The organism is Flavobacteriales bacterium (assembly GCA_016712535.1).
Classification (GTDB): Bacteria; Bacteroidota; Bacteroidia; order Flavobacteriales_F; family PHOS-HE28; genus PHOS-HE28.
Genome location: JADJQW010000004.1, coordinates 179,593 through 202,802, shown reverse-complemented (window position 1 = coordinate 202,802; position 23,210 = coordinate 179,593). Strand labels below are relative to the sequence as shown.

Here is a 23,210-nt window from a genome sequence, read left to right as displayed (position 1 = left end):
GCGCTATTTGAACGCCGCGATGCCCGTGACTTCCTGCCCGGTGATGAGCAAATGGATGTCGTGCGTGCCCTCGTAGGTCACCACGCTCTCCAGGTTCATCATGTGGCGCATGATGGGATACTCATTGGTGATGCCCATGCCGCCGAGGATCTGCCGCGCTTCGCGGGCCACGGTGAGCGCCAGGTGCACGTTGTTCCGCTTGGCCATGCTGATCTGCGCCGTGGTGGCGCGGCCTTCATTGCGCAGCACGCCCAAGCGCCATGTGAGCAGCTGCGCCTTGGTGATCTCGGTGATCATCTCGGCCAACTTCTTCTGCGTGAGCTGGAAGCCACCGATGGGCTTGCCGAACTGGATGCGCTGCCTGCTGTAGCGCAGGGCCGTGTCATAGCACTCCATGGCCACGCCTAGCGTGCCCCAAGCGATGCCGTAGCGCGCGCTGTCCAGGCAGCCGAGCGGGGCACCGAGACCGCTCTTGTGGGGCAGCAAGTTGGCCTTGGGCACCTTCACATTGTCGAAGACCAGTTCACCAGTCGGGCTGGCGCGGAGCGAGAGCTTTCCGTGGGTGGTTGGCGTGGTGAAGCCCTCCATGCCGCGCTCCACGAGCAAGCCATGGATCCGGCCTTCAGTGTTCTCGGCCTTCGCCCACACCACGGCCACATCGGCCAGGGGGCTATTGCTGATCCACATCTTGGCGCCGTTGAGCAGGTAATGGTCGCCCTTGTCCTGGAACACGGTGACCATGCCACCTGGATTGCTGCCGTGATCGGGCTCGGTGAGCCCGAAACAGCCGATCTTCTTGCCTTGGGCCATCTGCGGCAACCACTTCTTCTTCTGCTCCTCGCTGCCGTACTTCCAGATCGGGTACATGACCAGTGAGCCCTGCACGCTGCAGAGGCTGCGCAAGCCGCTATCGCAGCGCTCGATCTCCTGCATGATGAGCCCATAGCTGATCTGATCGAGGCCCATGCCGCCGTAATCGGCAGGCACCATGGGGCCGAATGCACCGATCTCAGCGAGGCCAGGGATGATGTCCGCACTGAAGCTGGCATGCTCGAAGCGCTCCTCGATGATCGGCTTCAAATGCTTGCTCACATGCTTGCGCGCGGTGTCGCGGATCAGCTTGTGCTCCTCGGTCAGCAGCTCATCAACAAGGTAGTGGTCGTGGCTCTGGAACAGATCTGTAGCGGATTTCGGTTGTGCGGTGGTGGTGCTCATGGCGATGCTGTGCGGGCCGCGAAAGTAGGCAGCGACCCGGCGGCGGTGCCCCGGATACCTTTGGCGCCGATGCAAGGCGAAGCGCGCTTCTTCGATCCGCTCACGGCCATGTGGGCCAGCGGCGTGTTCCTGAGCTGCCTCTTGGTGCTGGCCACGGTGAACATCGGTTCGCCGCGCAAATGGCGGGTGCTGCGGCAAGCCGCATTCAGGGCGCGCCTGGGCCAGCAGACCCTGCGTGAGGAGGTGGACACGAGCGACCGTAACGTGCTCGGGCTGCTGGCGGTAGCGGTGGCCGCCATCGCCATGCTGCTTTGGCAGGCCGCCATGGTCTTCCATGGGCAAGCCCCCGCGTATTGGGTGATATTCCTCGCTGTGGCCGCTGCACTCCTGGCCCAGGCACTGCTTCTTCAGCTGGTCGCATGGATCGCCAGGACGGATACCGGGATAACCGAGTACATCTACACCGGCGCATTGCTGCATGCGGCCTTGGGCATCGTGGCGCTCCCTATAACGATGGTGGCCGCTTACCGGCCCGAGACGCGCGATTGGCTGATCGCCATCGGCCTTGGCCTCCTGGGCATCGGCCTTCTCTACCGATGGTTGCGAGGGGCGCTGATCGGGCTAGGCGAGGGGGTGCCGGTGCGCTATATTCTGCTCTACATTTGCGCCGCTGAAATCGGACCCTTGGCGCTCGCGCTTGACGCCCTCCTGAACAGCCCTGCCCAACTCTCCTAAGCTGCCTGGCCTTGAAGATCAAACGGATCCTCGTTTCGCAGCCCGCGCCCACGGACGAGAAGTCCCCCTACCATGAGCTCTCGCGCAAGCTCAACCTGAAGATCGATTTCCGGCCATTCATCAAGATCGAGCCGGTGGCCGGGCAGGACTTCCGCCAGGAGCGCATCAACATCCTCGACCATTCGGCCATCGTGCTAACGAGCCGGAACGCGGTGGACCATTTCTTCCGCATGTGCAAGGAGCTGCGGATCACCGTGCCTGAATCGATGAAGTACTTCTGCGTGAGCGAGAGCGTGGCTTACTACGTTCAGAAGTACATCGTTTACCGCAAGCGCAAGGTCTTCATCGGCAAGCAGAGCTTCAGTGACCTCGTTGATGTGATCAAGAAGCACAAGGACGAGAAGTACCTGGTGCCCTGCAGCGACATCCAGAAAGCGGAGATCCCAGAGCTGCTCGACCGGGTTGGCGTGAAATACACGAACTCGGTGTTCTACCGGACCGTGGCGAGCGACCTCAGCGACATCAAGGAGCTCGACTACGACATGCTCGTGTTCTTCAGCCCGGGCGGCATCGAGAGCCTGAAGAAGAACTTCCCGAAATTCAAGCAGAACGGCGTGTTCATCGCTGCCTTCGGGCCCACCACTGCAAAAGCGGTGGTGGACAACGGCTTCCGCCTTGACCTGCAAGCCCCTTTGCCGGAAGCGCCAAGCATGACCGGCGCCATGGAGCTCTTCATCAAGCGCGAGGCGAAGAAGAAGTAGGAGCGGTCCGTCACCTTGCGCACCGCTCGCGTATCCGATCGCCATCCATGGCAGAGCAGCGGCATACCTTCCCTAAGAGCGAGCGCTTATGCGGTCGCCTGCGCATGAAGGAACTGGTCACCACGGGCAAGTCCGTGAATGAGGCCCCCATACGGCTGGTGGGCAAGCGCATGGAGCTCCCCACCCTCGCTCCAGCCCAGGTGGCCTTCGCTGTTCCCAGCCGCAATCTGAAGCGCGCGGTGGACCGCAACCGCATGAAGCGCCTGATGCGCGAAGCCTACCGCATGCACAAGCACAGCCACCTCAAGGCGCTCGCCGCGCGCGAGCAGCAGTGCGCATGGCTCTTCATCTTCCAGGGCCGGGCGCCCATCACCTTTTCCGAGACGCGGCTCAGACTAACGCGCGCGCTAGACCGTTGGATGGACCAGCATGGTGTCTAAAGCGCTCGCCCTGCCGTTGATCGCCTTGGTTCGCATCTACCAGGGCGCAGTGTCGCCTTTGCTCCCCGGAGCATGCCGTTACACCCCGAGCTGTTCGGAGTACGGATTGCTCGCCCTGCGCCGCCATGGCGCCTTCCGCGGTGGCTGGCTCACCCTCAAGCGCTTCTTATCTTGTCACCCATGGGGCGGTCATGGACACGACCCCGTTCCCGAATCACACGAGAGACATGAACACGCGTAGCACTTCGCGCGCGCCGCGCTGGCGCACCTGGACCGCCGCTTCAGCCATCGGCCTGGCCGGCGCATTCACCATCGCCGCTGGCGACAACTACTTCGAGATCGGCAAGAACCTCGAGGTGTTCACCGACCTGTACAAGGAGCTGAACATCTATTACGTGGACGACACGCAGCCCGGCAAGCTGATGAAGACCGGGATCGATGCGATGCTCAGCTCGCTCGACCCGTACACCCAGTACATCCCCGAGAGCGACATCGAGGACTACCGCTTCCAGACCACGGGGCAGTACGGCGGGATCGGCGCCTTGATCAAGCGCAAGGGCGACCTGGTGGTGGTGAGCGAGCCCTATGAGAACTACCCGGCCATGAAGGCGGGCATCTGGGCCGGCGATGAGATCATCGAAGTGGACGGCCGCAAGGTGACCGGCATGAACACCGACGAGGTGAGCAAGCTCCTCAAAGGCCAGAGCGGCACCACGGTGAAGCTGATCATGCAGCGCAACGGCAATGCCAGCGCGCACACCCTTACGCGCGAGGAGATCAAGATCCCCGATGTGCCCTACAAAGGCATCGTGGACCAAGCGAACCATGTAGGCTACATCAAGCTCAACGCCTTCACCCAGACCGCCAGCGCCGATGTGCGCGCGGCATTGAAGGAAGTGAAGGAGCAGGGCGCCACGCGGCTCATCCTAGACCTGCGCGGCAACGGTGGCGGCCTGCTGCGCGAAGCGGTGAGCATCGTGAACCTCTTCGTGCCGAAGAACCAGCTGGTGGTGGAGACCCGCGGCCGCATCAGCGAATGGGACAAGACCTACAAGACCTTGAGCGATCCCGTTGACAGCGAGATCCCGCTGGTGGTGCTCGTTGATGGCCAGAGCGCCAGCGCCAGCGAGATCGTGAGCGGTGCCTTGCAGGACCTCGACCGCGCGGTGATCATCGGCGACCGCACTTACGGCAAAGGGCTGGTGCAGCAGACCAAGGACCTGATCTACAACAGCAAGCTCAAGGTGACCGTGGCCAAGTACTACATCCCCAGTGGCCGCTGCATCCAGAAACTGGACTACGCGCACCGCGACAGCACGGGCAAAGCGACCGAGGTGAAGGTGGTGGAGAGCGCCGCCTTCAAGACCCTCAACGGCCGTAAGGTCGAAGAGGGCCGCGGCATCATGCCCGACCTGGAAGTGATGGAACCTGAACTGGCCAAGGTGGTCGGGGGCTTGTTCGAGGCCGACCTTTTCTTCGACTTCGCCACCAAGCACCGGTTGGAGCATCCCGAGATCGGGCCTGCTGAGGAGTTCACCATCACCGATGCGCTGTACAGGTCCTTCATGGACTTCGTCAAGGACAAGCCATTCGATTACGACTCGGAGAGCATGGAAGCCCTCACCGAGCTGACAGAGAAAGTGAAGAAGGAGCGCTATTTCGATCATGCGCAGGACGAGCTCGAAGCGCTGCGCAAAGAGCTCGCGCCAGACCGGACCGAGGACCTTGCCCGCTTCCGCGCCGACATCGAGGAAGTGCTGCGCAACGAGATCGTGGCGCGGTACCATTTCCAGACGGGCAGGGCCAAAGCCGCCATGGGCACCGATCCGTACGTGAAGAAGGCCATCGACCTTTTCGCCTCAGGAGGCGTGGCGCCCATCCTCGCCGGCACCAAGAACTAGCCGCTGGCCGCGATGGCGCATAACGGCCTGCGCATCGCATTCCGGCGCACGCATGCGGCCGCATTGGCCCTGTGCGCCATATTCCTTCCTTGGAGCACGGCCTTCCTGAGCATGGCGCAGATGCTGCTCGCCGCGAACTGGTTAGCGAGCGGCTTCGTGCATGGTGACTGGAGGCAGCGATGGCGATCGATGACCAGCGCACCCGCGCTGGCCTTCATGTCCTTCTTCCTCTTGCACCTTGCTGGCCTCTTGTGGACGGATGACCTCGGTTGGGGGCTCGACCTCTGCCGGATCCTGGCACCGGTGCTCGTGCTCGGCGCGATCCTCAGCGGCAGTGACCGGTTGAGCAGAGCTGAATTCCTCGTTGTCCTTCGCTTGGGCGCCTGGAGCGCGATCCTGTGCGGCGTGTTCGGGCTGCTGTTCAGCGGTGCGCGCGCCGAGGATTACCGCGGCCTCTCCATGTTCATCAGCCACATTCGCCTAGCGCTGCTGCTCTGCATGGCCGTTGCGGTCCTGCTCTGGCGCCTGCCGAAATCCGCCTGGCAGATCGCAGCCCATGTGCTGGGAACCTTGGTCGCCATTTACCTGCTTGCCCGGCTGGGCAGCATCCAGGGCTTCGTGATCCTGGCTCTCATGGGCCTGATGGCTGCATGGAAGCTCACCGCGGCACGGCCGGCTGCCGTGCGCTGGATGATCCGTGCCGTGCTCCTTGCAACGGCCATCGCGCCCATGTCCTTGGTCCGAACGGCTTGGCACGCGCGCTCCGTTCCTGATGCCGCGGCATTGGAGGCGCGAAGCGCAGGCGGCGAGCTGTACAGCCACGACACCCTGAGCACGCAGACCGAGAACGGGACGCACGTGTGGACCTATGTGGCCTGGGGAGAGCTGGATCGGGCTTGGCGGATGCGCAGCAAGCACGGGCTCTACAGCCAGGATGGCTTGGGCCATCCGCTGCTCTCGACCGTGGCGCGTTACCTCTCCTCGAAAGGCCTTCGCAAGGACAGCCTCGGCGTGATGGCGCTCACCGACGAGGATGTGCTGGCGATCGAGCAAGGCGTGCCGAGCGCGCATCATCGGCAAGGATCGCTGAGCGCCCGCGTGGATGAGGTGCTGTTCGAACTGGATCAGTACCGCTCCACCGGCCAGGCCGGTGGCCATTCCGTGGCCATGCGCATCGAATTCCTGCGCGCAGGCTGGGCCATCGCGCGCGCGAATTGGCTCATCGGCGTGGGCACCGGTGATACTCCCGGAGCCTTCGCCATGCACTACGACCGTACGCGCAGCAGGCTCGCGCCGCAATGGCGCCTGCGCGCGCACAACCAATACCTCACCTTGTGGATCTCCTTCGGCATCCTTGGCCTCGCATGGTCGCTCTTCACGTGGTGCTGGCCCGCTTGGAGGATGGGCGCCTGGCGCGACCCGCTGTTCATCGCCTGGGCGATAGCCTTCGGCGTATCGTGCCTCACCGACGATACCATCGAGACCCAGGCCGGGGCCACCTTCTTCGCGCTCTTCTATGCGCTGCTCGTTTTCGCAGCGCCACGCGATGAGCTCATCGCTCCAGCGCCCGAAGCACCATCTCAGGCGTGATGGCGCCGATGTGCGCGAGCGCCTCACCGGCGGGGTCCGCATCGGGCGCCACCAGGGCATATGCATCGGCGCCGATCGGCCCCCACCTGCCCGGATGGATCGGACGCTTCGGCGAATAGAGCCCGATCGCGCGGATGCCGCACGCGGCGGCGATGTGCAGCGGTCCTGTGCTCGCAGCAACCAGCGCATCGCACGCGCCGACCAAGGCGATGAGCTGGTCGAGCCGCAGCTTGCCGCCTGCATCGATCACATGCGGCCCCGTACCCGAGAGCATCGGCCTGTAGCGCTCCGCCTCGGCTGCGGTGCCCGTGATGATCACCCGGTTGCGCGAGGCGTCGAGCCTGGCGATGAGCGCGGTGAAGCGATCGAGGCCCCATTCCACCGCGCTGCCCTGCGAGAGCGGATGCAGGATCACGTGCCGAAAGCCAGGGCGGAGCAGCCCTCGCACGATCTCATCTGGAGGAGGCGGCGTGAATCCGGCGAGTGAAGCAAGCCGCTGAAGGCTGGGCGTTTCTTCCAGGCCGAGCGGCGCGAGCAGCTTGAGGTTCAGTTGCGCTTCGTGCAGGTCGCTGCGCTTGCGACTGAAGGAGACCCGCTCGTTGCAGGTGAGCCAGTGCCACCACCGGTGGCTGGTGCCGATGCGCATGGGGATATCAGCGTGCCTGGCCCATGCAGCGACATCGCGCCGCGGGAACACGTGCAGGATGGAGTCCGCTCCGAGCTTGCGCAACCGGATCACGGCAGCATGGTCACCGACATCATGCAGCTCCTCCAATGCGATGGCCTGATCGATATGCGCGCAGCAGGCCAGCACGGGCAAGGTGTAACGCCTTCCGATGAATGTGATGCGCGTGCCCGGCATGCGCTCCTTGATCAATCCGGCCATGGGCAGGGTGAGCATCACATCACCGATGCTGTCCGTGCGGCTGATGATGATGTGCTCAGGCTTGCGCATCCCTCACCTGCAATTGACGCAGCTTGCTGTACTTCAACCTGACCGCGCGCGCGCTGAGCCAAGCGATCCTCCAACCGGCCCAGCCATCGACGAAGCCGAGCAGCAGCAGGTAGCCCTGCACGAACTTGAATGCCGGCGCCAGCCAGAGTCTCCATAGCGGCGCGTGCTTGCCGCGCGCATGCAACGCCCGCGCATGGAGCGTGCTGTACCGCTCGATGCGCTCCAAATGGTCCTGCACGCTATGGTAACTGTAATGGAGCAGGTCCCCGTGCAGCTCCGTGACCGTGCAGCCCAGCGGGAGCACGAGCTCTTCGTGCACATGGTCCCCCTGCCACACCGTGCCCTCCTTCGGGAACAGGCGCACCTTGGCATCGGGGTACCAGCCGCCGTGACGCACCCAATGGCCGCAGTAATTCGTGAGGCGCTTCACCCGGAAGGCTCCCGAGAGACCCTCGCGCTTGCGCCGAAGCAGGTCTTCGCGCAGCGCTTCGCTGAGCGCCTCATCGGCATCAAGGGAGAGGATGTGATCGTGCTGCGCGAGGCCGTTGGCGAAGTTCTTCTGATCGCTGTATCCGGTCCAGGGCCGAACATGCACCCGCGCACCGTGGCTGCCAGCGATCTCCCGCGTTGCATCGGTGCTCTCCGCATCCACGACGATCACCTCATCGGCGATGCCGTGCAGGGAACGGAGGCAGCGATCGATGTTGCGCTCTTCGTTGCGCGTGATGATGACCGCTGAGATGGGCACGGCGGAAAGCTAAGCCGGGGCGCCGGAGCCATGCTCCAACGCCCCGGCAGCGAATCGGCAAGGATCAATACAGATGCTCCACGATGATGCGTCCGGTGCGCACGGCTTCCCCATCGCGCACGATGCGGTAGCCGTAAAGGCCATTGGCCAGGAAAGCAGTCGTGATCGTCGCACGGCCGTTCTCGATCCGCTTGGCGAGCACCTGGCGGCCCGTGGCATCGATCAGCTCGAAGCTGAGACGGCCCTGGGCGAGATCGCCGGTCACATCCACGAAGACGTCGCGATCGGCAGGTTGCGGGAAGACGCGCACGCCCCCGCTCTGCTGCTCCTCGACACCCTGCGGCAGTTCAACGGTGACCTGCACGCGGTCGCTCTCGCAGGCCACATAAGGAAGGCTCACCTCCCAATCGTAGAAGAAGTAGTAATACGCGGTGGCGTTGCCGCCCGTGGCGCTGCTGCCCGTCATGCTGCCGTATGCGCCCAAAGCGTAAGGATAGGCCTGCGCGCTGCCCACGCCATCACGCCAGAGGCCCACCGTGTTCCCGGTCAGCCGCAGTCCGTAATTGCCAGGACCAGGCACCACGAAGTTCAGGTTCACCCGGCTCTCGCCATTCGGGACGCTGAAGGTCCCCTGCTGGATCACGTTCGCGGTCGCATCGACGAGAGCGAAGGTGCGATTGCCTGCAGCATTCGCGTAGACCTTCACGCTGCGGATGCTGAAGACCTGATTGGCCGTGAAGAGCTGGTAATTGTTGCTGTTGGTATGGTACTGTCCGCTGGTGGTGTTGTTCGTCTTCGCGCCATAGCTGCTCACCACGCCATTGGTGTTGGCCGCGGAGCACCAGTAGCTGGTGGTTGCGTTCAGGAAGGGGGTTTCCCAGCTGTTGCCGCTGCCCACGGCATTGCCTCCGGCGGGGGCATCGTACCAAGTGATGTTGCTGCCGGTGGCGTTCAGCGTGGCGGTTCCGGGACCGGGCAGCTGCACATCGCTCGATGCAGGTGCTGCGGGTTCATCCAGCACAGTGACCTCCACAGGCGCCGAGGTGAGGGTGCCGCAGCCGTTGTCGAAGGTGACGGTGTACGTGCCGCTCACGGTGGGGGTAATGCTCGCAGAGGTCTGCCCGGAGCTCCAGGAAATGTCGTTCGCGATGCTGCTGGTGAGCGTGAAGGGCGATCCCGCGCAGAAGGTGGTGAACCCGCTGGGGGTGATCGCGGGCGCGGTGCTCGGCGGGCCTTGCAGCACGGTGGTCTGCGAGAAGCCGCTGAACTCGCCGCTGCACTCGGCCTCCACTTGGAATTCGTAGGCCAGGCAGGGATCGAGTCCGCTCACGGTCACGGTGGCTTCATCCACGTTGCTGATCACGGTCCAATCGGTGGTGCCCACCGCGCGATAGCGCACGGTGAAGAGGCTGGCGCTGCTCACCCAGGTGTAGGTGCCGTCCGAGCCTTGGCGCGTGGCCTGACCGCCGAATGGCGCGGGGCAGGAGCTGCATTCGTTCATGATCAGCTGCAGGCTGTTGCCCGCGCTGATGCGCCCGCCGGTTACCGTGTTGCCCGGGAGATTGCCCACCTGCTCCACGCCCGCGAAGAGCTTGGTGCGGATGTACAGGGCGCCTTGCACGGGATCGGCGTTCACCAGGCCCATGAAGCTGGGGCAGGGCGCGCTGTACATCAGGCCGATGACGCCTGCGGTGAGCGGCGTGGCGAAGCTGGTGCCGCTGGTGTTGCCGTAACCGCCGCCGATGCTGGTGGTGCGCACGCTGGAACCTGGAGCGCCCACATCGATGGTGGTGAGGCCCCACGCGCTGAAGGTGCGCGTGTCATTCACGTCCGTGGCCGTGACGCTGATCATGTAATCGCTGCCGCAGGCCGTTGGCAGATCGCCCACCACGTCCACGTTCACGGCGTTGTTGGCGGTGGCGCCGCAGTTCAGGATGCCCGCCGTGCCGAGCGTATCGAACATGGCGCACCACATCGGCGAGTTGGAAGGCTGTCCGCCATCGATGCCCCAGCTGGCGCTGGTGGCCACCACGAAGGCGCCGCGATCGCCGTTGCTGCTGGCATAGAGCCGGCGCATGCGCAAGGGGTAGGTGTAGGCCGCCACCACAGCGCTCTCGCTCGTGCCCCCGTAGTTCACGGGCATCATCTTCACGTTCCAATTGGCGCCCACCACGCCGAGGCTGTTGTTGCCCACGGCGCCCACCATGCCCGCGCACTGGGTGCCGTGGCTGCCGCTGTACACGTTGTCGTTGTTGTTCGGCGTGTTCCAGCCGCGGCGGTCATCGACGTACTGATTGCCGTCGTCGTCGATGCCGTTGCCAGGGACCTCATCGTAGTTGAGCCACGCGTTGGCAGCGAGGTCCGGGTGGGTGAGGTCGGCGTTCTCGATGATGCAGACCACGATGGTATCGCCCGTGGCCGTGACACCTCCTGTGGTGATGTCCCACGCCGCTTCGCTGTCGATGTTCTGGTGGTGCCATACCTGATCGTACTGGGCGTCGTTCGGCACATTGCGCTCCTTCACCACGTGGTTGTTCTGGGCGAGCAGGATGCCGGGGTGCTCCTTCACGGCGCGCAGCATGGTCCACTGGGTCTGCAGCGCGGGATCGAAGCGCAGGAGCCAAGCGCGCATCTCTGGGCTCACCTCCTCGACCACCTTCATGCCGGTGGGCTGATCGTCAAGGGTCGAGAGGTCACGGGCAATGGCGTAAGGGTCGGCGCCGGGCTGGGTCATCACCAGCAGGTCGCCGGGGATGTACTCGGTATCATTGAGCTGCGCGCTGGCTGAGCCGATGAGAAGGGAGGCCGAAAGGCAAAGGGTCAGGGAACGGTTCATGGTCTGGGGCTGGTTCAGGACAAACTTAGGGGGCCGATGGTTCACGCTGGGGTGGCCGGGACAGAGTATGGCACCCGCCTGACGGATGTGCTTGGAAGGCCGATGGGTTCCTCAGGCCTTCCCTTCCGAAGGCTTGCGGTCCATGCGGCTGAGCATGCCCTGCACGATGGACACGATGAGGCTGAAGCCCAAGGCCCACCAGAAGCGTGGCGCATCGATCTCGAAGCCGGGCACGAGGTTATCGGCGAGCATGACCAACCCGGCATTGATCACCAAGAGGAAAAGGCCCAGGCTGAGCAAGGTGATGGGCAGGGTGAAGAGGATGAGGATCGGCTTGAGGAACGCGTTGAGCAGGGCCAGCACGGCGGCGGTGAGGATGGCCGTGAGCAGGCCATTGGTGGTTTCCATGTCGCCGAGGGCGACCCCGCGCAGGAGCAGGTCGGCCACGAGCACCGCAATGGTGCCGATGAGGATGCGGAGCAGGACATTCATGGGTGAAAAATAGGAAAGGGCCTCTCGGCCCCTTCCCATGGACCCGGCTGCGGCTCACTCTTTCACCAACTTCACCGTCGCCGCGCGGCCGCCGTGCCCGATCACCATGAAGTAGCTGCCGCTGGATTGGTCGCTCAGGTCGAGCGTGCGCTCGTAACGCCCTTTGAATCCCACGATGCGCTCCTGGTAAACGCGCTCGCCCTTGGCGTCGTGAACATCAACGGTGAGGTCGCCGCGCTCGGGCATGTCGAACTGCACGCGGAAGAAGCCATTGCTCGGATTCGGGAAGGCGCGCAATTCCTCCAACGGAAGTTCCTTGTCAACCGCCACGCCCTTCTTGCGCAGCACGGCCTTCTCCTCCTCGCTCAGCTTCCGGGCCTCCACGCGCACGCGCACTTCGCGGCGGATGTCCTTACCCAGCTCACGGCGCAATTCATCCATCTCGCGGCGCAGCTGATCCATCTCACGGCGCAGCTCATCGCGCGAGCGTTCATCGGTGCCGTTCCACTGGAAGCCTTGCATGCCATCATTTCCCTTGAAGTAGGCGCGCATCTCACGCTCGCCGAGCGCGCCCGTGTGTTCCTGCGCTTGTCCGTCGCGCTGTGCGGTGACGGTGACCTGATCGCCGGGCTTCATCGCGCGGATGCGCTCGGCCAAGGCATCGAAGTCGGCCACGGCCTCGCCGTTGATCGCCGTGATGCGGTCGCCGGCCTTCAAGCCCATCTTCTCCGCGGCGCTGCCCTCTTCCACACTGCCGATCACGACGCCGTCCTGCTCGTCCTCCTCATCGCCGGGCGTTACGCCAAGGAAGGCGCGCTTCTCGCTGCTCCATGAGCCCATCTCGCCCAGCTTGCCCAGCTCGCTGAGCTCCTGCAACTCACCGAGCTTCTCCAATTCCTTCAACGATTCGCCATCGAATCGGAAGGCATACGACTCGGACTTCCGCTCGGCCAGCTTCGCGCTCCCCTTCATGGCCTTGCCGGCACGGAGCCACTCCACCTTCACCTCGTCACCGGGCTCGTGCGAGCGCACCAGCTCCACAAGGCTTTCCGGACCATCCACGGTCTGGTCGTCCAATTCAACGATGATGTCGCCCTCTTTCAAACCCAGTTCCGCGGCAGGGGTCCCCTCCACCACTTCGATCACCACGGCTCCTTGCTTCACCGCTGACTTGCCCTTCTTGTCCTCGTCGTTCAGGTTGCGCGTGCTCACGCCCAAGTACGCCGAGGGCTCACCGATGAAGGCCATGGGCGCGTCGGGCGGCATGGGTGCGAGCGGTGCCATGGGCGCCATGCGCATGAACATATCGGCGTCCTCGCCATCGCCGAAGCCGCGGATATCGATCGTGATGTCGCCCTCGCCGTCCCCGAGTTTCATATGATTGAGCACGCCGAGTTCACGCAGGGCCTCTTGCATCTGCGCATCGTCGTTGGCGTCGAACTCCTTGGTCACGCGCTTGGTCTCGCCGTTCTCGGTGGTCACCACTTCGATGCGCAACTTGCGGTCGGGCACCGGCACCTGAGGCTCTTGCTGCAAGCCGATCACGGAGGCCAGCGGAAGGAAGAGGAAGGTCTTGAACATGGCGTTTCGGTTTGAAGTGCCGCCAAGCTATCCGCGCTCCGAGCCGAATTGTTCCGCCGGAACTTGAAAGAACGTTAAGCGGCGGGGCGGATGGTTGACACCGGGGCCAACGGATCACTCCCCGGTGAAGCGGTCCATGTCGCGGCGGTCGCGTTTCGTGGGCCGGCCCTCCCCTGCTGGTCGGTTCTGCGCTTTCACCAGGCGGGCCAACTCCAGCTTCTCCAAGTCCTCGAATGCGGTGCGCTCAGCCATCAGGCCTGGAACCAGCTTGGCGCCAACCCGCGATGCGGGCAATGCCAGGATCTCCCAACTCCGCCAGATCGGGGGCTCGCGCAGGGCGATGCGGTCGCCGGGCTTCACCTCCACGGAAGGCTTCACCACGCGGCCATTCACCTGCACCTGCTCGCGGCGCACGGCGTCGGTGGCGAGGCTGCGCGTCTTGAAGAGGCGCACGCACCAGAGGAATTTGTCGATGCGCACGGGGCGTGAAGTAAGGGCCGCTTTTCTCCACGATCCCCCCTCCTTTTCCACATTCCCTTTCCGGCCCCGATGGCGGGGTAGCTTCGCGGCCCGGATACCATCCGGACATGCCCAAAGATTCCAGCATCAAATCGGTCCTCCTGATCGGGAGCGGTCCGATCGTCATCGGTCAAGCCTGCGAGTTTGACTATTCCGGCTCCCAGGCCAGCCGCTCCCTCCGCAACGAAGGCATCGAGGTCACGCTGATCAACAGCAACCCCGCCACCATCATGACCGACCCGGTCACGGCCGACAACGTGTACCTGAAGCCGCTGACCACGCAGAGCATCGAGGAGATCCTGCAGAAGCACAAGATCGACGCCGTGCTGCCCACCATGGGCGGACAGACCGCGCTCAACCTCGCCATCGAATGCGAGAAGCTCGGCATCTGGCAGCAGTACGGCGTGCGCATGATCGGGGTGGACACCAAGGCCATCGACATCACCGAGAACCGCGAGCAGTTCCGCCTGCTGATGGAGCGCATCGGCGTGCCCATGGCGCCCAGCAAGACCGTCACCAGCTTCCTCGAAGGAAAGAAGGTGGCGCAGGAGTTCGGCTTCCCACTGGTGATCCGCGCGAGCTACACGCTCGGTGGTGCGGGCGCCAGCTTCGTGAAGGACCCCGCCGAGTTCGACAAGCTGCTCAAGCACGGCCTGCAGATCAGCCCCATCCACGAGGTGATGATCGACAAGGCGCTGCTCGGCTGGAAGGAGTACGAACTGGAGCTGCTGCGCGACAAGGACGACAACGTCACCATCATCTGCTCCATCGAGAACTTCGATCCGATGGGCATCCACACCGGCGACAGCATCACCGTGGCGCCGGCTATGACCCTCAGCGATCGCACCTACCAGCGCATGCGCACCGAGGCCATCAAGATGATGCGTGCCATCGGCGACTTCGCCGGCGGCTGCAACGTGCAGTTCGCCGTGAGCCCCGATGAGAAGGAGGAGATCTATGCCATCGAGATCAATCCGCGTGTGAGCCGCAGCAGCGCGCTCGCCAGCAAGGCCACCGGCTACCCCATCGCCAAGATCGCCAGCAAGCTCGCCATCGGTTACCGCCTGGATGAACTGGAGAACCCCATCACCGGCACCAGCGCCTTCTTTGAGCCCACGCTCGATTACGTGATCGTGAAAGTGCCGCGCTGGAACTTCGACAAGTTCGAAGGGGCCGACCGTCGCCTGGGTGTGCAGATGAAGAGCGTCGGCGAAACGATGGGCATCGGCCGCAGTTTCCAGGAAGCGCTGCAGAAGGCCTGTCAGAGCTTGGAGATCAAGCGCAACGGCCTGGGCGCCGACGGCAAGGAGACGCGCGATGCCGCCGTGCTGCTGGAAAGTCTTGCCAACCCGAGCTGGAGCCGCCTCTTCCACGTGTACGACGCGATCAAGCTGGGCATTCCCTTCAGCAAGATCCACGAGCTCACGCGCATCGACATCTGGTTCCTGAAGCAGATCGAGGACATGATCCTCACCGAGAAGGAAGTGGAGAAGTACACGCTCGACACCATCCCGCGCGATCTGCTCTTCGAAGCGAAACAGAAGGGCTATGCGGACAGACAGGTCGCACACCTGCTCGGCTGCCTGGAGAGCCAGGTGTACAAGAAGCGCAACGAGCTCGGCATCAAGCGCGTGTACAAGCTGGTGGACACCTGCGCCGGCGAGTTCCCCGCGAAGACGCCGTACTACTACAGCACCTTCGAGGAGGAGAACGAGAGCGTGCGCAGCGACAGGAAGAAGATCGTGGTGCTCGGCAGCGGCCCCAACCGCATCGGCCAGGGCATCGAGTTCGACTACAGCTGCGTGCACGGCGTGCTCGCGGCTAAGGAGCTCGGCTACGAGACCATCATGATCAACTGCAACCCGGAGACGGTGAGCACCGACTTCGACACGGCCGACAAGCTCTACTTCGAGCCCGTGTTCTGGGAGCACATCTACGACATCATCCAGCACGAGCAGCCCGAGGGCGTCATCGTGCAGCTCGGCGGGCAGACCGCGTTGAAGCTCGCCGAGAAGCTGGAGAAGTACGGCATCAAGATCATCGGCACCAGCTACGCCGCGCTGGACATGGCCGAGGACCGCGAGCGCTTCAGCTCACTGCTGCGCGACCTCAACATCCCGTACCCGCGCTTCGGTGCGGTGAACAACGCCGAGGAGGCCGTGAAGCTGAGCCGCGAGCTCGGTTTCCCGCTGCTGGTGCGCCCCAGCTACGTGCTCGGCGGCCAGAAGATGAAGATCGTGATCAACGAGGAGGAGCTCGTGGACCAGGTGCTCGACATCCTGCGCCTGATGCCCGACAACAAGATCCTCATCGACCACTTCCTCGATGGCGCCATCGAAGCGGAGAGCGATTCCATCTGCGACGGCGAGATGGTGCGCATCATCGGCATCATGGAGCACATCGAGCCCGCCGGTATCCACAGCGGCGACAGCAATGCGGTGTTACCTCCTTTTGACCTCAGCGAGAAAGTGATCCAGCAGATCCGCGAGCACACACACAAGATCGCGCTGGCCCTGCACACCGTGGGCCTGGTGAACATCCAGTTCGCCATCAAGGACGAGGTGGTGTACGTGATCGAGGCCAACCCCCGCGCCAGCCGCACCGTGCCGTTCATCGCCAAGGCCTACGGCGAACCCTACGTGAACTGGGCAACGAAAGTCATGCTCGGCGCCAAGCTGAAGGACTTCCAGTTCAAGCCGCGGCTGGATGGCTACGCGATCAAGGTGCCGGTGTTCTCCTTCGACAAGTTCCCCAACGTGGACAAAAGCCTGGGGCCTGAGATGAAGAGCACCGGCGAGGCGATCTACTTCATCAAAGATCTCAAAGACCCCTTCTTCCGTCAGGTTTACGGTGAACGCTCCATGTACCTCAGTCGGTGATGGAGCGGCCTGATTTGATTGCACGGGCCGAACATGATGGCCTAGCTTTCGAGATTGTCTCTGACAACCCGGATCTGGGTTACTATTTCTTCGTGTACGAAGGAGAGAAGTGTACTCATGACTATGTGCTGGACACAGTTGCACAGTGCAAAGAGTTTGGAGAAGAGCGCTTCAATGTGCCCGTGAATGCCTGGAAAGAGTCTAGATGAAGTGAAGAGCACGGGGGAGGCGATCTACTTCATCAAGGACCTGAAGGACCCGTTCTTCAGACAGGTGAATGGGGAGCGGAGTATGTACTTGAGCAGGTAGGCTGCTGCTCGCTCAGGTGGACACAGGTGGACACGGAGGCGGCGGACCCTGCTCCGTGTCCACTTGTGTCCACCCTTAGGCTATTGCTCCGGGGGCTCTTGGCCCTTGCCACGTGCTTGTGAGCGGGCCTTGTGCAGCCGCTCACTGAAGCCGCCGCCCTCCTTGAACTCGCGGGCCAATGTGACCAGTTGCCGGTCCAGCAAGCCGATGGCCACCATGCAATAAGCGTGTCCGATGTTGCCCGCGATCTCGGCCACGCTACGTCCCGGGGCTCGCTTGTGCACCTGCGCACCCCAATGCGCCACTTCATCCGCTGTCTTGAAGCGCGCATCGATCAGCTCCTGACGGATGGGATCTGCAGTGGGCCAAAGCGCGAGCTTCTTCTGCCGAAGGAAGGCAGCATAGTCCTTCTTCAGTTCGACAAGGCTGGCACGTGCCACGTTGGTCAGGTTCATCTCCAGTTTCTTGGAGGTAGCACTGAACACACTGCCTTCTGCGATGTTGCGCGAACCGCTGCGCGCGGCCTGATCCATCTGGTCACGGGTGCGGCTGCCGGGTTCGACATACCGTTGCGTGAAGCGAACCGTGATGTCGTACAGCAGCTCGGCTACCTGGTAGCTCAGCAGCTTCTCGAAGCCGCCATGCTTGCGGAAGATGTTACTGTCGCCGGTGCGGTCGGGCATGATATCAAAGTAAACGGAACCGAACAGATAACCGCAGGGTGTCCGCCCAAACCTGTAGGCCGCCGCAGGGTGTCCTCTCGAACCTCCGCCGGGTCTGTCGCGCATTGGGCGACGACCCTGCGGCGCCTGCGCGCGGTCTTTGGCATCGCCGCTCTACTTTCGGCGAAGCATGCACACAACACGCCTCTTCACGTTCTGCGTTATCGCCGCGCACCATCTCTCCGTTCTTGCACAGGAACCCACCATCGTGTGGCAGCGCACGCTGGGCGGATCCGGAACGGACAACATCCTCTCCATCGCCGCCGTATCCGACGGCGGTTGTGCGGTAGTGGGTTTCTCCTACTCATCCGATGGTGATTGCACGGGCAACCACAACCCCGACTACTCCGATGTCTTCGTGGCGAAACTGGATGCCACCGGCGGCGTGGAATGGACACGCATGTTGGGTAGCAGCTTCGAGGATTTGGGATATTCCATTTCGGCCACGAGCGATGGGGGCTATATCGTTGGCGCCTTCGCGGGTGCCGAGGACGGCGACGTGAGCGGAACCCATGACAGCCAGGACAACTGGTTGGTGAAGCTGGAAAGCGATGGTGATATCGCCTGGCAGCTGCCGCTCGGGGGCACCGGCTTCGACGGAGCCACATACGCGCAAGAGGCCGCTGATGGCAGCGTCATGGTCGCCGGGACCACGGGCTCGAACGATGGCGATGTGTCCGGGTACAATGGCGGCTTCGACATCTGGGTGGCGAAGCTCGATGGCACGGGTACCATCGAATGGCAGGATTGCTTCGGCGGAACGGGGAGCGACCAGGTCTTCGCGATGGCCACGGCCACCGATGGCAGCGTGATCGCCGCCGGCTACACCACCTCCGACGATGGTGATGTGAGCGGCATCCACGGCAACAGCGATGCATGGGTGATCAAGGTGGATGCGAGCGGCGTGCTCGCCTGGCAACGCTGTTTAGGCGGCAGCGGAACGGACAACGCCAACGGTGTGCTGCTCACCGCGGACGGGGGATGCTTGATCAGTTGTTACACCGATTCCAACGATGGCGATGTAAGCGGCAACCACGGCAGTTATGATATGTGGGTGGTGAAACTGGATGCGGATGGCGCGATCGATTGGCAGCGAAGCTTGGGTGGCACCACCAGCGATGGCGGCTATTCGGCCGTGCAGGATGACGATGGGGGTTACACTATCGCCGGCTTCGCGACCTCAACGGACGGCGATGTGACCGAGCTTGCTGGCGCCGGTGATGTCTGGCTGGTGCATTTGGATGCTGCAGGCACCTTGGAGTGGGAGACCACTTACGGCGGCACGGGCGAGGACGGTGCCTCCGCCCTGGTGCCGAAGCCCGGCGGAGGCTACTTCCTGGCCGCCATCTCCGCATCGGACGACGGCGATGTATCCGGCGGGCACGGCGGCGAGGACGGTTGGGTGCTGAGCCTGACCGCGAGCACCCTGGGCGTGGCGCCCTCACAGGAGGAAGGAGGCACGGACCTGTGGTTCGATGAGGCCGCGCGCGTCATCGTCGTTTCGGGCGCGGAACCTGCGAGCACCTTCACGCTCACCGATGCGCAGGGACGCATCGTGATCAACGAGCGCATCGTGGGGCCGACCGACCGTATCGCTGTGGATGCGCTTGCGGCGGGTGCTTACCTCGCCAGCGTGCAGGCCAATGGTGCGGTGACTTCGCAACGTGTCGTCCTGCGGTAGAACACCGTGGGGTGTCCGAACCAAGCGCGGGCTAGGCCGCTGCATGGTGCCGAACCGCCGACAGGTCTGCCGCGCTCCCGGCCATGAGCCGGGATGGCGACGACCCTGCGGCTCGGACTTGCCTGCCGAAGGCAGGGCCGTGATCTCCGCCCGCGTCACGCCGGAGGCCGGGCGATCGCCGATCGCTTGATCCGGCCATCCGGCGTCTCACCAATGACAACCGAGTGTGGGCATTGGTGAGACTCCGGTTCGCGCCTGCCTACCGCAGGCAGGCTCGCAAAGCCTCGCTTGACCGGCGTGACGTCCGTCGTAGGATATGATCCTCGTCCAAGTCTTACCACCGCAGGGTGTCCCAGCCCCTGGTTGATTCTGCCCATGCCTGGTGCGACCGGGCCCGACTATCCCGGCATATTGCCCGCGACCCAATCCTTCATGAGCTTGATCTCGGCCTCGGTGAGCGGCGCCTTCTTGTTCTTGAAGGGCATGAAGCTCACGTGGTCCTGCGGGAGCTGCACGCGGCGCAGGATGTCCTTGGCGTTGTCTCGCACCGCCTCGTAGGTGTGCAGCGGCAATTTCCTGCCGGTCTCGGGGAAGTGGCACGGCGTGCACTTCTCCTGCAGGATGGGCTGGATGTCCTTCGCATAAGACACCGCAGGCACAGCAGCGGTCGCCCTGTCCGTCGACGCAGCCTTCTTCGAGCTGCTGCAGAATTGCAGGGTGATGGACAGCACGAGCAGCAAGGGGGTGCCGAGCCACCCTGGAACGATGGAGCTCTTCATGGCCATGCGGTGATCGGTTCGGGATGCCTGATGCAATGGGCGGTCGCGAACCGGCGCTCAGACCAGCTTGATGGGCTTCTTGTCCGAGGGATCGAGCGCGGCTGCCTTCACATCCACCTCCGCTTCCACGAAGTACTCGGACTTCTCCGCGTTGGCGAAAGCGCCCAGCTTGCCGATGGTGCCCAGCGCGCCGCCCTTCTCCTTCAATTCGTCGTTGTCCGACTTCAGGATCTTGAACGGCACCGTGAACGAAAGCTCCTTCGTCTCGCCGGTCTTCAGCATGAACCCGCCGGCCAGGCTCACCTCTCCCAGCGTATAGGTCTTCTCCTTCTTGTCGTCGCCACGGCCAGTGGTGTACACCTCGATCACCTTCACTTTCCCGCTTGCCACTTCCTGGTCGCTCTTGGTGGTGAGCACGACCTTGCCGGAGACGGCGCCATCCGCCTTCGCGACCTGTCCGGGGCATTGCAGATCCACTTTCACGCCGCCGATGCCGAGCTTGTTCTTGATGTTGCTGAAGAATCCCATGGTTGCTGGTGTTTGGTGTTTGGTAATGCTAGAGGTGCGGTGGGTCAGGGTTTGGCAGCGCCAGCCTTTTCCTCATTCGATGGCTTGGCATGCTCATCCATGATGATCTGGTAGTTGTTGATGATGGCTCCTACCAGGAGGTTGAGCAGCAGGAACACGGAGAGCACGAACCAGACGACATGGTACGAGGTCACTGCGAGCGGCGATGCTTCGATGAGGCCCATGGCGCTGGCCTTGCCCAAGTGGTAGCGCAAATCGGTCCAGGCATCACCGGTGAGCACGCGGAACAGGGTGAAGGAGGTCTCGTTCAGGTCCGCGTACGGATCTAGTCCTGACACCTCGGCACGATAGACCTCGAGCTTCGCGAGCATGTCCGGGCTCGCCGTTGCGGGGTCGCGCAGCTTGAAGAGCGTGACGCCGATGATGGCGAAGAGGTACATGAAGATCAGGAAGAAGAGCGCGTTGTAGCTCAGCGTGCTGAACGAGCGCGCGAGCACCGAGATGATGAGCTTGATCTCGCGCGCCGTGCGCAACAGGCGCAGCACGCGGAACACGCGGAGCACGCGCAGCGCGGTGACCATGGTGGCATCGGAGAACCACGACTCGGGCACGAAGCTCACGGCCACGATGAAGGTGTCGAAGATGTTCCACGCATCCGAGAAGAACGCTTTCACGCTCTCGCGTGCCAGCCAGCGAATGACGATCTCGAAGAGGAAGATGTAGAGCGCGGTGTGCTGGATGGCGTGGATGATCGGCGTGGTGCCGTAGGTCTCAACACCGATGAGCACGCAATTGATGACAATGACCGCGATGATGAAGTACTCGAACCACTTCGCTTGATTGAGCTTGATCGCGAATGAGCGCATGGGTACGTGCTGCGTTGGGCGGCGCCGAAACTAATCCGGGCCCTCAGATTCGCAAGCCGCCGCGGACCGGTTCCTGCCGTTGCCTGATGAATTAAGACCTCCCCAGGGTGTCCCCTAAACCTCCGCCCGCGTCACGCCGGAGGCCGGGCGATCGCAGATCGCTTGTTCCGGCCATCCCGCGTCTCACCAATGACAACCGAGTGTGGGCATTGGTGAGACTCCGGTTCGCGCTCGCAAAGCCTCGCTCGACCGGAGTGACGTCCGTCGTGGGATATGACCCTCGTCCAAGTCAGATCTCCGCCGGGTCTGTCCGCTGCTCGGGCCTTTAGCCGGGATTGATCGGACGACCCTGCTGCTCGGAGCGGTGATCTCCGCCCGCGTCACGCCGGAGGCTGGGCGATTGCAGATCGCTTGTTCCGGCCATCCCGCGTCTCACCAATGACAACCGAGTGCGGGCATTGGTGAGACTCCGGTTCGCGCTCGCATAGCCTCGCTTGACCGGAGTGACGTCCGTCGTGGGATATGACCCTCGTCCAAGTCAGATCTCCGCCGGGTCTGTCGCGCTCCCGGCCTCGAGCCGGGAGCGCGAGGACCCTGCGGCGCGGAGTCGTCATCAGCCTCTTCCGCTCGCTTGCTAGAACCCACCGTGCTCCACGGTGTACAGGCTGCACATGTTCCCTCGAAGCTTCATGATCATCGCTTTATTCTGCGCAACGGAACGGCACGCATCGGCTCAGTCCGTTGCCTTGGACTCCACGCGGTGGCTGGGTCGCGAGTTCCGCTACTGGGTAGGTGATCCCATGATGCACGGCCCCAACGGGGAGTGCATCGCTGGCTATACGGATGAGGAACGCCTTCTGGTGTTCTTCCCCGATCACCGCTGCCAGGAGGTCATCTTCGTGGATCGTGGTTCGGGCTTGCTGCGGAACTTGCAGCCCGGCAACTGCGAGTCGCTGAAGGGAGATACCGCGGCGGTGCTCACAGGCACCTGGTCGTGGGCGAACGACACCATGCGCGTGACCGTGGAGCGCACGGCCCAATATCCGAAGGAGCTGGTGGACGAGCGGTACTGGCAACGCCGATGGACCGAGCCGCTGCATATGATGAAGCCTCCCACGCGCATCTGCCACACGCGTCGTGAGCGATCGTTCTCCTTCGAGGGTGAACGCTTGTGCGAAGCGGAGCGGTGTTGGAATTAGGCCGTCGCAAGGTGTCCTCCTCAACCTCCGCCGGGTCTGGTAGGTGACGTTTATGTTTGTATGCGATCACCATACCATGGAAATGACCGATGAAGAGATGATGGCCGCCTTGGGGCGCGCGTCGGTGCACTTCCATGTGTACCTCGCCGACCCGAAGACCGGCACGGAAGTGGGGCGTGCCCAGGTGAGCGTGGGCCAGAGCTACACCAACACCATCGCGTGGAACGCCAACGGCAAGAGCGGCGATTCGTCGCGCGGCATCAAGGACCTGGTGGTGGGCATGCAGAAGCTGATGGCTGCATTGAAGAAGGCGAAGGTGGTGCCGATGGACAAGTACGTAGTGGACATCTACGGCCGACCCAAGGAACTGACCAAGGCCCAGTGCCAGAAGATCGTGCTGGAGCTGTGGCGCAGGCATGGACCTTCGGCAGGCTGAGGTGCAGGTCCCGGCAGTACGTTCAACGCAGTGAACGC

At 63.3% G+C, this 23,210-nt stretch carries 22 protein-coding genes; 11 read left to right on the top strand and 11 right to left on the bottom strand.

The window, feature by feature from the left end; all coding sequences use genetic code 11:
* Positions 1–3: 3 nt before the first annotated feature.
* Entirely contained in the window at positions 4–1,215 is a 1,212-nt protein-coding gene (locus IPK70_15340) for an acyl-CoA dehydrogenase family protein (GenBank protein MBK8228533.1), read from the bottom strand.
* 69 nt (positions 1,216–1,284) lie between these two features.
* On the opposite strand from IPK70_15340, the gene IPK70_15335 reads away from it, so the two are divergent.
* From IPK70_15335 to IPK70_15310, 6 genes are read left to right on the top strand one after another with little or no spacing between them, the layout of a single operon-like run.
* Entirely contained in the window at positions 1,285–1,950 is a 666-nt protein-coding gene (locus IPK70_15335; protein MBK8228532.1) for a DUF4271 domain-containing protein, read from the top strand.
* 11 nt (positions 1,951–1,961) lie between these two features.
* The gene (locus tag IPK70_15330) at positions 1,962–2,711 is read left to right on the top strand and encodes a uroporphyrinogen-III synthase (protein MBK8228531.1); all 750 of its coding nucleotides are present in this window, start codon (positions 1,962–1,964) and stop codon (positions 2,709–2,711) included.
* A 47-nt stretch (positions 2,712–2,758) separates the two neighbouring features.
* Positions 2,759–3,151: a ribonuclease P protein component gene (locus IPK70_15325; protein ID MBK8228530.1), complete on the top strand. Its 393-nt coding sequence runs from the start codon at positions 2,759–2,761 to the stop codon at positions 3,149–3,151.
* Complete coding sequence (gene yidD / locus IPK70_15320; GenBank protein ID MBK8228529.1) at positions 3,141–3,392, top strand: membrane protein insertion efficiency factor YidD; 252 nt, start codon at positions 3,141–3,143, stop codon at positions 3,390–3,392. Before IPK70_15325 ends, yidD begins: the two co-directional genes overlap by 11 nt.
* Positions 3,379–5,052 carry a S41 family peptidase gene (locus IPK70_15315; GenBank protein MBK8228528.1) on the top strand — a complete coding sequence of 558 codons (1,674 nt, stop codon included), beginning with the start codon at positions 3,379–3,381 and terminating at the stop codon, positions 5,050–5,052. Before yidD ends, IPK70_15315 begins: the two co-directional genes overlap by 14 nt.
* 12 nt (positions 5,053–5,064) lie before the next feature.
* The gene (locus tag IPK70_15310) at positions 5,065–6,642 is read left to right on the top strand and encodes an O-antigen ligase family protein (GenBank protein MBK8228527.1); all 1,578 of its coding nucleotides are present in this window, start codon (positions 5,065–5,067) and stop codon (positions 6,640–6,642) included.
* Here IPK70_15310 and IPK70_15305 read toward each other — a convergent pair.
* From IPK70_15305 to IPK70_15280, 6 genes are all read right to left on the bottom strand, one after another.
* Positions 6,605–7,597, bottom strand: a complete 993-nt coding sequence (locus IPK70_15305; GenBank protein MBK8228526.1) for a glycosyltransferase family 9 protein — start codon at positions 7,595–7,597, stop codon at positions 6,605–6,607. The genes IPK70_15310 and IPK70_15305 overlap by 38 nt on opposite strands.
* Positions 7,584–8,345, bottom strand: a complete 762-nt coding sequence (locus IPK70_15300) for a glycosyltransferase family 2 protein (GenBank protein ID MBK8228525.1) — start codon at positions 8,343–8,345, stop codon at positions 7,584–7,586. The genes IPK70_15305 and IPK70_15300 overlap by 14 nt, the downstream gene beginning before the upstream one ends.
* A 64-nt stretch (positions 8,346–8,409) precedes the next feature.
* Positions 8,410–11,181 (bottom strand): S8 family serine peptidase, encoded by a 2,772-nt coding sequence (locus tag IPK70_15295; GenBank protein MBK8228524.1) that lies wholly within the window; start codon positions 11,179–11,181, stop codon positions 8,410–8,412.
* A 111-nt stretch (positions 11,182–11,292) separates the two neighbouring features.
* Positions 11,293–11,673 (bottom strand): phage holin family protein, encoded by a 381-nt coding sequence (locus IPK70_15290; protein ID MBK8228523.1) that lies wholly within the window; start codon positions 11,671–11,673, stop codon positions 11,293–11,295.
* A gap of 54 nt (positions 11,674–11,727) precedes the next feature.
* Positions 11,728–13,254: a PDZ domain-containing protein gene (locus IPK70_15285; protein MBK8228522.1), complete on the bottom strand. Its 1,527-nt coding sequence runs from the start codon at positions 13,252–13,254 to the stop codon at positions 11,728–11,730.
* A gap of 114 nt (positions 13,255–13,368) precedes the next feature.
* Positions 13,369–13,734: an RNA-binding S4 domain-containing protein gene (locus IPK70_15280; GenBank protein ID MBK8228521.1), complete on the bottom strand. Its 366-nt coding sequence runs from the start codon at positions 13,732–13,734 to the stop codon at positions 13,369–13,371.
* Between the two features lie 107 nt (positions 13,735–13,841).
* Here IPK70_15280 and carB point away from each other — a divergent pair, with 107 nt between their 5' ends.
* Together carB and IPK70_15270 are read left to right on the top strand one after the other, a co-directional pair.
* A complete protein-coding gene (gene carB, locus IPK70_15275) occupies positions 13,842–16,652 on the top strand; it encodes a carbamoyl-phosphate synthase large subunit (GenBank protein MBK8228520.1) in 2,811 nt (936 codons plus the stop codon).
* Positions 16,652–16,861 (top strand): hypothetical protein, encoded by a 210-nt coding sequence (locus IPK70_15270; GenBank protein ID MBK8228519.1) that lies wholly within the window; start codon positions 16,652–16,654, stop codon positions 16,859–16,861. The genes carB and IPK70_15270 overlap by 1 nt, the downstream gene beginning before the upstream one ends.
* Before the next feature lie 180 nt (positions 16,862–17,041).
* On the opposite strand, the gene IPK70_15265 is transcribed toward IPK70_15270, so the two are convergent.
* Positions 17,042–17,644, bottom strand: a complete 603-nt coding sequence (locus IPK70_15265) for a four helix bundle protein (GenBank protein ID MBK8228518.1) — start codon at positions 17,642–17,644, stop codon at positions 17,042–17,044.
* 169 nt (positions 17,645–17,813) lie between these two features.
* Between IPK70_15265 and IPK70_15260 the strand changes: the two genes are divergently transcribed.
* Positions 17,814–19,364, top strand: a complete 1,551-nt coding sequence (locus IPK70_15260; protein ID MBK8228517.1) for a T9SS type A sorting domain-containing protein — start codon at positions 17,814–17,816, stop codon at positions 19,362–19,364.
* A gap of 398 nt (positions 19,365–19,762) precedes the next feature.
* On the opposite strand, the gene IPK70_15255 is transcribed toward IPK70_15260, so the two are convergent.
* Genes IPK70_15255 through IPK70_15245 form a run of 3 tightly spaced genes read right to left on the bottom strand, consistent with a single transcriptional unit; the run spans position 19,763 to position 21,537 of the window.
* Positions 19,763–20,143 carry a hypothetical protein gene (locus IPK70_15255; GenBank protein MBK8228516.1) on the bottom strand — a complete coding sequence of 127 codons (381 nt, stop codon included), beginning with the start codon at positions 20,141–20,143 and terminating at the stop codon, positions 19,763–19,765.
* A 57-nt stretch (positions 20,144–20,200) separates the two neighbouring features.
* Complete coding sequence (locus IPK70_15250; protein ID MBK8228515.1) at positions 20,201–20,671, bottom strand: sporulation protein; 471 nt, start codon at positions 20,669–20,671, stop codon at positions 20,201–20,203.
* A 44-nt stretch (positions 20,672–20,715) separates the two neighbouring features.
* Positions 20,716–21,537 carry an ion transporter gene (locus IPK70_15245; GenBank protein ID MBK8228514.1) on the bottom strand — a complete coding sequence of 274 codons (822 nt, stop codon included), beginning with the start codon at positions 21,535–21,537 and terminating at the stop codon, positions 20,716–20,718.
* A gap of 689 nt (positions 21,538–22,226) precedes the next feature.
* Here IPK70_15245 and IPK70_15240 point away from each other — a divergent pair.
* The gene (locus IPK70_15240; protein MBK8228513.1) at positions 22,227–22,736 is read left to right on the top strand and encodes a hypothetical protein; all 510 of its coding nucleotides are present in this window, start codon (positions 22,227–22,229) and stop codon (positions 22,734–22,736) included.
* A 76-nt stretch (positions 22,737–22,812) separates the two neighbouring features.
* The gene (locus tag IPK70_15235) at positions 22,813–23,172 is read left to right on the top strand and encodes a hypothetical protein (protein MBK8228512.1); all 360 of its coding nucleotides are present in this window, start codon (positions 22,813–22,815) and stop codon (positions 23,170–23,172) included.
* Positions 23,173–23,210: the final 38 nt, after the last annotated feature.